This is a genomic window from Brevibacterium sp. JSBI002 (genome assembly GCF_026013965.1).
Classification (GTDB): Bacteria; Actinomycetota; Actinomycetes; order Actinomycetales; family Brevibacteriaceae; genus Brevibacterium.
The window spans coordinates 2,997,854-3,010,056 of sequence record NZ_CP110341.1 but is presented as its reverse complement, the minus strand read 5'-3'; the positions used below and the strand labels follow the sequence as shown (position 1 = coordinate 3,010,056).

Sequence of the window (12,203 nt, the reverse complement as noted above, 5' to 3'; positions counted from 1 at the left end):
CGGGCTGGGACACAGGGCCGAGAGCCAGGCCCGAGAGACCGGCCTCAGAACATCATGGCGGGCACAACCAGGCCGCCGACGAGGGCGACCGGCCCGATGACGACCATCGACATGCCGAACTTCACGAGGATGCGGGTCAGGCGCGGCTTGTCCTCGACAGGGGCGGTTGCGACGACCGTGGCACCCAGCGTCGAGAACGGTGAGACGTCGACGACCGCCGAGCACACGCCCAGAGCCGCGATGAGTGCCCAACCGGGCACCCCGCCCGCTGCGATGAGAGGCAGAGCCAGCGGCACGAGCGCAGCGAGGATGCCCGTCGTCGACGCGAAGGCCGAGACCAGGCCGCCGACGATGCAGAGGACGAAAGCAGCGATGAGCGGCGAACCGATCGACTCGGCACCCTCACCGAGCAGGTCGACGGCTCCCATGTTCTGCAGCACGCCGACGAAGGTGATGATGCCGCCGACGAGCAGCACGGTCGGCCAGTCGATCTTCGGGATCGCGGCCTTGCCCGTCTTCGGATCGACGAGTGCGAGGATCGCTCCGAACATGAAGCACAGCAGGCCGATGTCCGGTTCCTGACCGAGGGCCGCGAGCACGACCACGGTGACGATGAGCCCGATCATGAAGATTACGGTGAGGATCTGGACGAAGGTGAACGGCTTGGATTCCCCCGCCTCGTCGGTGGTGGAGGAGTCGAAGAGGGCTTCGTCCTCATCGTCCTCACCGAAGGCGACACTCGACGCCGAGGCGGAGCCGCGGGAGATCTTCGACTGGGCACTTCCGGCTGAAGCATGTTCGGCGGCCGCCACAGTCGTCTTCGAGAGCAGCGACCGACCGTACATGAAGTAGGCGACGACGAGCATGACGAGGTAGACGGCCACGGCGATGCCGAAGAGCAGGAATGGGGAGAGGTCGATTCCGGCATCATGGGCGGTCGAGTACGTGACGATTCCGTAGAGGCTGGTCGGGGCGAAGCCGCCGGCGCCGATGGCGAAGCAGATCGCCAGTCCCATGAGCGCGTAGTCGACGCCGTACTTGCGGGCGACCTGCATGCCCACCGGCATCATGACGAGGCCCGCCAACGGTGCGCCCATGGCCGCAATGCAGCCCGTGATGACGAAGAACACCGCGGGCAGCAGCACCGCCGAGGATCCGACGCGTTCGAGGGCCCAGTCGATGATCTTGTCGACGGTCCCGTTCTCTTGTGCGATCGCGAAGAAATAGGTGACCCCGGCCAGCAGGATCATGATGTCCAGGGGGAACTCGGCGATGATGTCGTCGACGGCCATATCGGTGAAGATGAGCCCGGTTCCGGCCGCGCCGACGAGCATGAGCACGCCGATCTGCACACCGCGGACAGCGCCGATGGCGAAGAGGGCGACGAATATGAGCAGAGCAATGATCTGAGTGAGCATGATGTCCTTGCGAAGGCTGAAGCGACACTGAGCATCGCTGGCTGATTCGCTGAGAGACTACCAGTGTTACCGGCGGGTACAGCTGAGGCGTGTCCGATCCGTCGGAAAGTCCCGATAGTCGGAAAATCCTCCCGAGTCGACCTCAGAACTACCTGACGGCGGCCCAGCAACCTCGCGCGAGGTTGCTGGGCCGCCGTCAGGTAGTAATTGGGGAGGGTTAGGTGAGGAGGAGGGCTCCGCCTAAGGCGATGAGGGCGACGATGATCGTGACCAGGGCGGCCAGGGCGATCGGTCGGGCACCGAGGTTCTTCAGCGACCGCCACTGCACTCCGCGGCCGAGGGCGAACATCGCCATCGCCAGGCACACGGTCTGAATCCAGTTGAGTCCGGTGACCGCAAACTCCGGCAGCAGGCCGAAGGTGCGCAGAGCCGCCATGACGAGGAAGCCGACGACGAAGAGCGGAACGATCGGCGGACGCTTGCCGTGCGCCGGAGTCTGCTTCGTCGCAGTCGACACCGACCCACCGGCCGATACCGCCCCCGCGGCCGATGCATCCGACGCGTTGTTCTCTCCGCCCGACCCCGCGGCTGCGGAGGTCTCGGCGGAACCGGCGGCCGCCTCGGTGTCGGTGTTCGTCAGTGCCTTGTCCTCGCTGCGGCGCACTGCGTAGCTGAACACTGCGACGGTGGGCGCGAGCATGATGACACGGGCGAGTTTGACGAGGACGGCGATCTCGAGGGCCGCAGGGCCGATGATTCCGCCGATCGCCACGACCTGGGCGACCTCATGGGTGGCGGCACCTCCCCACATTCCTGCGGTCTCCGGGGACAGGCCCAGGGCGGTCGAGAGTCCGGGCACGATTGCGATCATCAGGGTGCCGAAGAGGACGACGAGGCCGATCGCGGCGGCCACATCCTCCTTCTTCGACTTCAGGGTCGACTCGACTCCGGCGACGGCGGCGGCACCGCAGATGCCGAATCCGCTGCCGATGAGCACGGCCAGGGGACGGTCGACCTTGAGCGGTCCCGCCAGGGCCAGGGCCGAGAGGATGCCGGCGGCGACGATGACGGCGGCAAGCACGAGAACGAGCCACCCGAGGTCGAGGATGTCGCCGAGCACCACCTGCGCGCCGAGAGCGACGATGCCCAGGCGCAGCAGCGGCTTCGCGGCGAAGTTGAGTCCGGGCATGAACGCCTCGGGCAGGTTGGGCACGAGATTGCCCAGAAGGATGCCGAGCACGATCGCCACGAGCAGCGGTGAGAGTACGGGGGCGAGCATGGAGATCGGCCACGCGACGGCCGTGGCCACAGCGGCGACGGCGAGTCCGGGTAAGAGGGAGACAAAGCGGTTCATGACTTCAGTCTGTCAACGCCTGCTCGGTTGCAGTAGACGGTGATTTCTTCGCAACCCATATGGATCTGATATGTCATGATGAGCATATGCACGATCTCGGGAATATGAAGAACTGGCCCGAGCTCCAGGCTCTGGGGCTGCTGGTGGCCCTCAGCGGCAACGCCAGGTCGATCGGCCAGGCCGCGGCGAAACTCGATCTCGCCCAGCCGAATGCCTCACGCAGTCTGCGCAACCTCGAACGCGATCTCAAGGTCCCGCTGCTGCGGCGCTCGCCGCGGGGTACCGAACTCACCGTTGAGGGCCGCGCCGTCGCCGAATGGGCGTCGAAGGTCATCGAAGCCTACGACACGCTCTACGCCGGGGCCCGCGCGATCCAGGACGCCCGCGCCGGAACCGTCAAGGTCAGCGCTTCGCTGACGGTCGCCGAGTACCTCATGCCCCATCACCTCACGACCTTCCGCGCCGCGCACCCGACAATCGACATCGGTCTGTCGGTGGAGAACTCCGCGACCGTCATCGACCGGGTGCGCCGGCAGACCAGCGACCTCGGGCTCATCGAATCCGTGTCCCTGCCGCAGGACCTCAACGCCGAGGTGGTCGGCCGTGACCGACTCATGATCGCCTGTGCCCCGGACTTCGCCCACGCCTGGACGAAGCCGATCGCCGCCGAGGAGCTGGCGCAGGTGCCGCTGCTGGTGCGTGAGATCGGGTCGGGCACGAGGGAGGTCATCGACGCGGCACTGGTCGGAGCGGGGGGAGTGCGCGTGGCGGGGGAGTACGGATCGAACTCCGCCCTGCGCATCGCCGCCGCCACATCCGTGGCTCCGGCCGTTCTGTCCGAACTCGCTCTGCGTGATGACTTCCGGGCGGGACGTCTGGTGCCGTTGCCGGTGGCCGACGACGTCGACCTCACCCGTGAACTCCACGCCGTATGGGCGCGGACCCGGCGACAGTCACCCGGGGCACGTCTGCTGCTTGAGCACATGGTCGACAACCTCGAGTGACGGAGCCCGAGCGGGCCGTAATCTGCGCGCCGGCCGAAGCCGCGGACACCGGGCGAACCCTTCAGAATTGCGGAAAACGTGTCCGAAATATCGCTGTCGATTCCGTGTGACGCGGTGAGGCATATATTGGGGTCATGACACAGCCTGAGCCAGCCTCCTCACCCGCCCGTCATCCTGAGTTCGGTCCGGACACCATCGTCGTCGAGACCGGACGACCTCAGCGCGTCGACGGCGCCTCGGTGAACCCGCCGATCGATCTGTCGTCGACCTTCGTGAGCGCGGGCGACATCTCGAATTCGCCCTTTGCCTATGCCCGCTTCGACACTCCTGCATGGACGCCCTTCGAAGAGGCGCTCGGTCAGCTCGAGCATGCGAGCCTGCCCGGGCTGGTCTTCGGCTCCGGCTTGGCGGCGATTTCGGCCGTGATCAGCCTCGTGCCCGCCGGAGGCACCCTGATCATCCCCACCCACAGCTACCAGGGAGCGCTCGCCTCAGCCGAACAGATCGCCGGGCGGCAGAACTTCGACCTCGTCACCGTCGACATCGCCGACACCGAGGCGGTCATCGCCGCCCTCGATGAAGCGGGGCAGTCGACGGCGGGCCGGGTCCCAGCGGAGGGGGCGGCCGCCTCGGCGGGGGACGCTGACGGAAGGACCGCCTCGGCGACGGCGCCTGGGATGCTGTGGATCGAATCGCCGACGAACCCGATGCTCGAGGTCGCCGACGTTCCCGCGCTGACCGCGGCTGCCAAGGACCGCGGATTCCTCGTCTCCGTCGACAACACCTTCGCCACCCCGCTGCTGCAGACCCCGCTCGACCTGGGCGCCGATATCGTCGTGCACTCGGTGACGAAATACCTCGCCGGGCACTCCGATGTCGTTCTCGGCGCGGTCGTGACCAGCAGCATCGGACTGCGCGAAGAGCTGCACACGGAACGATCTATGCGCGGCGGAATCGCCGGTCCCTTCGAGGTCTGGCTGGCTCTGCGCGGACTGCGCACCCTGGCCGTGCGCCTCGACCGCGCGCAGGCCAACGCCCAGGTCATCGCCGAGCGCCTCGCTGCCCACCCGGCCGTCGTCGAAACCCGCTACCCGGGCCTGCCGGACGACCCCGGCCACGCCCGCGCGGCCGCGCAGATGAACGGATTCGGCGCCATCATCTCCTTCACCGCCGAATCCGCGGAGAAGGCCACCGCCATCGCCGAGGCGGTCCGACTGTGGACGCCGGCGACCTCCCTGGGCGGGGTGGAATCCCTCATCGAACGTCGCCGCCGACACCCGTCGGAACCGGCGACCGTGCCCGAGGGACTCATCCGGTTGAGCGTCGGCATCGAGAACCTCGACGACCTGTGGGCCGACCTCGAGGCGGCCCTGGCCTGATGAGGCAGACGCCCGACTGTGTGCTCGACCGTCCCAGCGTGGACGATCTCGACCAGTTCTTCTCCATCGTCTCCGACCCGCGGGTCTGGACGCACCTGCCCAGCGGACGCCTGACCGATGAGGAAGAGGCCGAAGCGATCCTCGTCCGACTGGTCTTCGCCGACCGGGGACTCACCGCCGCCCAGCTCGGCGCGAGATTGGCCTGAGACGGGGAGGCTCTCTCCGGCCCAGGCCTCACTTCGGAACGTGTCTCCTGTGGGTGGATCCGCCTCGATAACTCAGTAGATTTCGGGGCGGATCCACCCACAGGATACGGGCAACGCCGACTCCGCTCGGACATGTGACGCAGATCAACTTAACGTACGTTAAAGTGACTGTAGATGCTTCCTCCGGCACCGACAGCCGGCGGAAGCAGAAGCCCCGAAAGCTACCCGGATCATCGGATTCGTACGAAGGAGTCGCATTGTCCACCAGCGTTCTCACCGAAGTCAGCGGCGATGTCACGACCGTCACCATCAACCGCCCGGAAAGCCTCAATGCGCTCAACGAGGAGACGTTCCAAGCCATCGGCGCAGCCTTCGCCGAGGCGGCCGCACATACCCGTGCCGTCATCCTCACCGGCAGCGAACGCGCCTTCAGCTCCGGTGCCGACCTGCGTGGCGAGGCGGCCTCGAGCGAGAACATCGACCTTGCCGGCGCGAACAGGATCATCGGCAAGATCCTCGACCTGCCCATCCCCACGATCGCAGCGGTGTCCGGACCGGCGGCCGGCATCGGATGCTCCCTTGCCTTGGCGTGTGACTACCTGGTGATGAGCGAGACGTCCTACCTCATGCTGCCCTTCACGAAGATCGGCCTCATGCCCGACGGAGGGTCGACCGCTCTGGTCGCGGCTTCGGCGGGACGCCACCGGGCCCTGCGTCTGGCGCTGACGGGTGAGAAGCTGCAGGCCGCCGATGCTCTCGACTGGGGACTGGCCAGTGAAGTCGTTCCGGCCGGAAACCATCTGGACCGTGCCGGCGAAGTCGCCGCCGCCTTCGCACAGGGGCCCACCCGGGCCCTGGCCGCCTCGAAGCGGGCGATCAATCGAGCCAGCCTGGCCGAGATCGACGCGACTTTCGACCGTGAGGTCGAAGGACAGGATGCTCTGCGCACGAGCAAGGACTTCGCTGAGGGAGTCGCAGCCTTCCTCGGCAAGCGGGCACCCGGCTTCACCGGGGAATGAGCGAAGAGCGGCGCAGTCGGACCGGTTGATAACTGTTTGACCACGAATCAGTGCATCTTCATCCGCGCCGCCTCCACAGCTGATGTGATGGTGACGACCGCCCACCACGAAACCGGCGATCACGATACTTCTCCCGTCGCAGCCACAACGTCGCGACGGGACCGGAGCACGAACGAAGGAGTCTCATGCTGACAGGAATTCCGTCCACCCTGGGCGACAGCTACCAGCTCAACACCACCAGCCTCATCCGCCACGCAGCCACCGTCTTCGGTGATGTCGAGGTCGTCTACCGCCGTTCGGACGGCTCCTGGGGCCGGTCGAACTACGCCGACGAATTCAAGCGCATGGCGCAGCTCGCCCAGGGCCTCGCCGACCTCGGCGTCGGCGCCGGCTCCACGGTCGGAGTCCTCGACTGGAACTCCCGCCGCCACCTCGAGCTCTACTTCGGCGTCCCCGGTGTGGCCGCGACCATGCTCCAGCTCAACCTGCGTCTGGCTCCCGAGGACCTCGCCTACGTCGTCAGCCACTCGAAGTCGGACTGGATCTTCGTCGACGAATCGCTGCTGCCCGTCGCCGAATCGCTGGCCCCGAAGCTCGACGTCAAGGGCTGGGTCGTCATGACCGACAAACCGATCGCCGAGATCGAGACGAGCCTGAACAACGTCGTCTCCTACGAAGATCTCATCGCCGACAAGCCCGAGACCTTCGACTGGCCGGTCGTCGACGAGAAGACCGCCGCCTACGCCGGATACACCACCGGCACCACCGGCCGGCCCAAGGGCGTGTACTACTCGCACCGCTCGATCTACCTGCACACCATGGGCGGTCTGGCAGCACTCCACGCGGGCTTCGACGACTGCGTCATGCCCATCACGCCGATGTTCCATGTGCTGTCGTGGGGATTCCCGCAGAACGCGGTGGCCGCCGGTGCCAAACTCGTCCTGCCGGGCAAGTTCGCCGCCGAGGAGTTCGGCGCCATCGCCCAGGCATTCGTCGAGGAGAAGGTCACCCTGGCCAACGGCGCCCCCGCCATCTTCGGGCCGATGCTGCAGATGATGAAGAAGATGCCGCAGGCCCCGGACCTCAGCGGTGTCCGTCTGGTGTCCGGATCGTCCGAGCCGCCGCTGTCGATGATGCGCGGGTTCAAGGAAGTCACCGGGGCCGACGTCATCCACGGCTACGGTGCTACCGAAACCACCCCGCTGGCGTCGACGAACTGGAAGATCCGTCCCGGTCTCGACCTCGACGAGGAAGAGAAGTGGGACCTCAAGCGCTCGCAGGGCCTGCCGATCATCGGTGTCGAAATGAAGACCGTCGACCCCGAGGGCAATGAGCTGCCACGCGACGGAAAGTCCATGGGCGAGCTGCTCATGCGCGGACCGTGGATCACCGAGTCCTACTACCAGCTGCCCGACAACGCCGATCGCTTCCTCGACGGATGGTGGCGTTCGGGCGATGTCGGCACCATCGACCAGTACGGCTACCTGAAGATCACCGACCGTCTCAAGGACGTCATCAAGTCCGGAGGCGAGTGGATCTCGTCGATCGACATGGAGAACGCGATCCTCGACAACCCCGACGTCAGCGAGGCCGCCGTCATCGGCGTCCCCGACGAGAAATGGGATGAGCGCCCGATCGCCTACGTCGTGGCCAATCCCGGCGCCGAGGTGACCCGCGAGTCGATCGTCGAAACGCTGAGTTCTCGTTTCGCCAAGTGGCAGATGCCCGATGAGGTCAAGGTTGTCGACGAGATGCCGCGCACCTCGGTGGGCAAACTCGACAAGAAGCTGCTGCGCAAGGACTGGGAACAGTCCTGATCGCAAGGCTGACCCGAGCAACGATCGGTCGACCCTCGGGCCCGACCGATCACAGCAGCAGCCAGCCGAGCACCCCGGCGCCGATCACCGTCGCCCACGCCGGGACCTCCCAAATGGTCCCGGCGATGAAGGCGGCGACCGCCAGCGCCAAGGTCGCCGGTGAGGTGATCCCCTCGGCGAACACTGGATCGTAGAGCGCGGCCCCCAGCAGCCCCACAACGGCGGCATTGACTCCGGTCAGTGCCGCCGTCGCCGGTTCCCAGGCCCGCAGCCGTTCCCAGAACGGCAGAATGCCCACCACGAGAAGGCCCGCCGGCAGGAAGATCGCGAGCAGTGCGATGCCGGCACCGAGGATGCCGGTCGGTCCCGTCGTCATCGACGCTCCGAGGAACGCCGCGAAGGTGAACAGCGGACCGGGCACTGCCTGAGCGGCTCCGTAGCCGGCGAGGAACGTGTCATGGTCGACGAGCCCTGTGGGGACGAGTTCGGCCTCGAGCAGGGGCAGAACGACATGACCGCCGCCGAAGACCAGGGCCCCTGCCCGATAGAAGATATCGATGAGGCGAATGGTCGCATCCCCGGTCGCCGCGGCCAGCGTCGGCAGACCGAGAAGCAGGACGATGAAGGCGATGAGCGCGCTCACGCCGAGTCGGCGCGAAGCGCGCGAGCCCAGCTTGGCGGTCGCGGTGGAGGGAACGGCCGCCGGAGCGCTCGACCCGGTATGGGCGGCATCGGCGCTGGGCTCTGTAGGAGCGGGCTCGGACTGCGCGGTCGAGACTTCGGCGGCGGCCTGCCCGGCGGGGGAGGGTTTGGGGCGCAGCCACAGAAGCCCGGCGACCGCGCCGAGGACGATCGCCGCCACCTGCACCACCGCGGTGGGAACGAGCGAACCAGGAACGATGAGCAGGAGGATGAGCGCGAGACCGGCGATGCTCGCTCGCGTCGGGTCGGGGGTGAGCGACTGCGCCATCGACTTCACCGCACCGGCGACGACAGCGACCGCGGCGGCCTTCAGTCCGAGCAGCCATCCGGCGTCTCCGACGCTGCCGATGGCAGAGAGACCCAGCGCGAAGAGAGTGAGCACAATCGCCGACGGCAGGGTGAACGTCACCCACGCGGCAAAGAGCCCAGGCAGGCCGGCACGCCGCATGCCGAGCCCCATTCCGACCTGGCTCGAGGCCGGTCCGGGCAGCATCTGGCACAAGGCCACGAGGTCGGCGTATTCGCGGTCATCGAGCCATTTCCGCTGATCGACGAAGGCATTGCGGAAATACCCGAGGTGGGCGACGGGGCCGCCGAACGACGTCAGACCCAGCCGCAGGAAGGCACCGGTGACCTCGGCCAAAGGTGTCCGACGGGGCTTGAGAGGGGCCGCCGCATCACTGATCATCGATCCTCCGCATCGTCAGGTGAACACCTCAGTGAACACGCCGCAGGTGACGCAGAGGTGAACGGGGCAGCAGAGGCTCGCTCAGGGCCGAACGCTCAGTGCTGAATCCTCAAGGGTGGTGGAGGAGGTATGTGCCGCCCTTGAGGCAGGTGTCGACGACCCACCCATCGCCGACGAGCCCGGTGAGCGAGTCGCGCAGGGCCATCCGCCAGCGGCTGGCGAGCTCGGCATCCTGGCCGCGCAGGTCTTCGATATCGGAGGGGAAGTCGAGGGAGACGACCTCGGTTTCCTTCGGCACTTCGCTGAGCAGCGGTTCCCCATCGTCATCGGCACGCAGGCAGGGGAATGCCGAACCCGGGTCGACGGCCGATGATCTTGCCGGACGGTCGAGCGGCCACGACACCATCATCCGGTCACTGGCCTGACCGGAGTTCACTCCATCGCGCATCTGCCCGTAGAAGTCCTCGAGGTATTCGACCATGTTGACGCCCAGGCGCTGGAAGTTGAAGTACGCGTTGCGCGCGATGAGCGGGTCGAAAGTCCAGGTCATCTCGGTGATGCCGAGGTTGAGGCACCACAGACGCTGGTGCAGCTTCATCGCGGAGCCGGCACCGCGGCCGATGATTTGATGGCGGACTCCGGCGATGTGCGAATGCATGACCGAACCCAAAGGCTGACCGAAGAAGCCGATGGTCACACCGATCATCTCGTCGGGCTCGTCGACGCTGTACGCAGCGGAGACATAGTTGCCGGCGTGGGCGAAGGCGATGATGAGACTGGGTTCGAACACATTCGTGCCGGTCTCGTCGACGTTCCAGACTTCGTCGAGCAGCAGCGAGGCCTGGGCCGCCTCGTCGGCGGTGTGGATCTCGCGGACTTCGATGCGGGCGGTCTCTGCCGCGGCGGCGTATTCGTCCTCCGCCAGGGCAATGATCTCCGAGTCGACAGTTCTCAGCTCTGGGTTCGCGCTCATGATGACATTGTGCCACCAGGTCGTGGCCCGGGCGGGAAGCGCACGGCAACGATTCGACTATGGCGAGCGGGCCGATGTCTGCCGCTGCGCGCTTGGGTGAATGTCCTGGCACGCCCCAGTGAACTCCGCTGCTCGAGCAGGTGGGGCGGGTATAACCTGGTCGCATGAGCTCAACAGTCGCCGTCATCGGCGCCGGAACCATTGGCCGATCGTTCGCCTTCCTCTTCGCCCGCAGCGGGTACACGGTGCGGGTCTTCGACCCGCGTTCCGACCTCGCCGAGGTGGTCGCCGGCTTGCAGGCCGACGTCACCGCTGATGCGTCCGCCCGGAACGAGCTGGGCTCGCAGGTCGGCGCCGTCGAGGTCGCCGACACCGTCGAGGCCGCAGTGGACGGCGTCGTCTTCGTCCAGGAATCCGGTCCCGAAGACGCGGAAGCGAAGCCGAAGCTGTTCGCCCAGTTCGCCGAGGCGGCTCCGACCGAAGCCGTGTTCGCCACCTCGTCGTCGACGATCCCGGCCTCGTTGATCGCGACCGCGTTGGAGCCGGAGGCGGCTGCCCGTGTCATCGTCGGCCACCCGTTCAACCCGCCCCACCTTATGCCGCTAGTCGAGGTTGTGCCCTCACCGCAGACATCGGGGCAGACAGTGGAGGCCACGGTCGAGTTCTATCGCAGCTGCGGGCGCGAACCGGTGGTGCTGGGGCGCGAGATCCGCGGATTCGTCGGCAACCGGCTGCAGAACGCACTGATGAAAGAAGCGATCTCACTCGTCCAGAACGGAATCGTCACGGTCGACCAGCTCGACACGGTGATGAAGAATTCTCTGGGCCTGCGGTGGGCGGCCATCGGCCAGTTCGAAGGCATGCACTTCGGTGGGGGTGAGGCCGGGATCCGCGGGTTCATGGACCATATCGGTCCGGCCTTCGCCGCCATCGAGGACCTGCCGGTCGATCTCGATCCCGCAGGCATGGAAGACGTCTTCGAACAGGTCGAAGAAGCTTATGGCCCGACCCCGACTCCACAGGCAGCGGCCGCCCGCGATCGGATCCAGAAGGCGGTGCTCGAGGCCCGCGGTCAGGGGCGCTGAGGCGCCTTCGTCCCAAATAAAGGTCACTATCGGATATCTCCCGGGCTCAGAAGTGTCCGATAGTGACCTATCTTCGAGGAGGCAGCGGCTCAGACTGCTGCCTGGTAGAAGTACGTGGTGCGTTCGGCGATGAGGCCCTCGCTGTCGAAGAGGAAGAAGTCGGCGAAGCCCACGGAGGTCTCCGTGCCGTCTTTGAGCCGACCGTTGAAGACTCCGCGGCTCGAGGCACGGTCACCGTCGATGAGGATCTCCTGCAGCGAATGCGCACCGGATTCGATGACGCGCTCGCCATGGTAGAAATCAGTGATCTGCTGGCCGACCATCGTCGGATATCCGGGGCGATCATAGCTGGCGTCGGCGGCGAACAGCGCCGAAGTGGCGTCCGCATCTCCGGCATCGACGGTAGTGTAGTAGCGCTTCACAAGTTCATTCACACTGGGCATGCCAATACCGTAGCAGTGACTCACAACACAGCCAGGGCTCACCCTCGCATCCCACCGACGCTGCGGGCCGACCTCACCTGCGCTCGACGCCTGATCGTCGTCATCTGATTTCGCA

General features: G+C 66.4%; 11 protein-coding genes. 6 read left to right on the top strand and 5 right to left on the bottom strand.

The genetic code is table 11. The annotated features are described in order from the left end of the window. Positions 1-44: 44 nt before the first annotated feature. Both LJ362_RS13670 and LJ362_RS13665 read right to left on the bottom strand, forming a co-directional pair. Entirely contained in the window at positions 45-1,418 is a 1,374-nt protein-coding gene (locus LJ362_RS13670; RefSeq protein ID WP_264799599.1) for an SLC13 family permease, read from the bottom strand. A 217-nt stretch (positions 1,419-1,635) separates the two neighbouring features. Beyond that, positions 1,636-2,772 carry a YeiH family protein gene (locus LJ362_RS13665; protein ID WP_264799598.1) on the bottom strand — a complete coding sequence of 379 codons (1,137 nt, stop codon included), beginning with the start codon at positions 2,770-2,772 and terminating at the stop codon, positions 1,636-1,638. 86 nt (positions 2,773-2,858) lie between these two features. On the opposite strand from LJ362_RS13665, the gene LJ362_RS13660 reads away from it, so the two are divergent. The 5 genes from LJ362_RS13660 to LJ362_RS13640 all read left to right on the top strand — a co-directional run bounded on the left by LJ362_RS13660 (position 2,859) and on the right by LJ362_RS13640 (position 8,197). After that, positions 2,859-3,776 (top strand): LysR family transcriptional regulator, encoded by a 918-nt coding sequence (locus LJ362_RS13660; RefSeq protein ID WP_264799597.1) that lies wholly within the window; start codon positions 2,859-2,861, stop codon positions 3,774-3,776. Positions 3,777-3,910: 134 nt separating this feature from the next. After that, a complete protein-coding gene (locus tag LJ362_RS13655) occupies positions 3,911-5,155 on the top strand; it encodes a trans-sulfuration enzyme family protein (protein ID WP_264799596.1) in 1,245 nt (414 codons plus the stop codon). Continuing rightward, positions 5,155-5,361 carry a hypothetical protein gene (locus tag LJ362_RS13650; RefSeq protein WP_264799595.1) on the top strand — a complete coding sequence of 69 codons (207 nt, stop codon included), beginning with the start codon at positions 5,155-5,157 and terminating at the stop codon, positions 5,359-5,361. Before LJ362_RS13655 ends, LJ362_RS13650 begins: the two co-directional genes overlap by 1 nt. Before the next feature lie 257 nt (positions 5,362-5,618). Continuing rightward, positions 5,619-6,380, top strand: a complete 762-nt coding sequence (locus tag LJ362_RS13645) for an enoyl-CoA hydratase-related protein (protein ID WP_264799594.1) — start codon at positions 5,619-5,621, stop codon at positions 6,378-6,380. 185 nt (positions 6,381-6,565) lie between these two features. Continuing rightward, complete coding sequence (locus tag LJ362_RS13640; protein WP_264799593.1) at positions 6,566-8,197, top strand: long-chain-fatty-acid--CoA ligase; 1,632 nt, start codon at positions 6,566-6,568, stop codon at positions 8,195-8,197. 49 nt (positions 8,198-8,246) lie between these two features. On the opposite strand, the gene chrA is transcribed toward LJ362_RS13640, so the two are convergent. After that, positions 8,247-9,587, bottom strand: a complete 1,341-nt coding sequence (gene chrA, locus LJ362_RS13635; protein ID WP_264799592.1) for a chromate efflux transporter — start codon at positions 9,585-9,587, stop codon at positions 8,247-8,249. 109 nt (positions 9,588-9,696) lie between these two features. Continuing rightward, on the bottom strand, positions 9,697-10,560 hold the full coding sequence (locus tag LJ362_RS13630) for a hypothetical protein (protein ID WP_264799591.1): 864 nt from the start codon (positions 10,558-10,560) through the stop codon (positions 9,697-9,699). Positions 10,561-10,724: 164 nt separating this feature from the next. On the opposite strand from LJ362_RS13630, the gene LJ362_RS13625 reads away from it, so the two are divergent. Then, complete coding sequence (locus LJ362_RS13625) at positions 10,725-11,645, top strand: 3-hydroxyacyl-CoA dehydrogenase NAD-binding domain-containing protein (protein WP_264799590.1); 921 nt, start codon at positions 10,725-10,727, stop codon at positions 11,643-11,645. 89 nt (positions 11,646-11,734) lie between these two features. Here LJ362_RS13625 and LJ362_RS13620 read toward each other — a convergent pair whose 3' ends face one another. Beyond that, positions 11,735-12,088, bottom strand: coding sequence for a nuclear transport factor 2 family protein (locus LJ362_RS13620; protein WP_264799589.1), 354 nt, complete (start codon positions 12,086-12,088; stop codon positions 11,735-11,737). Positions 12,089-12,203: the final 115 nt, after the last annotated feature.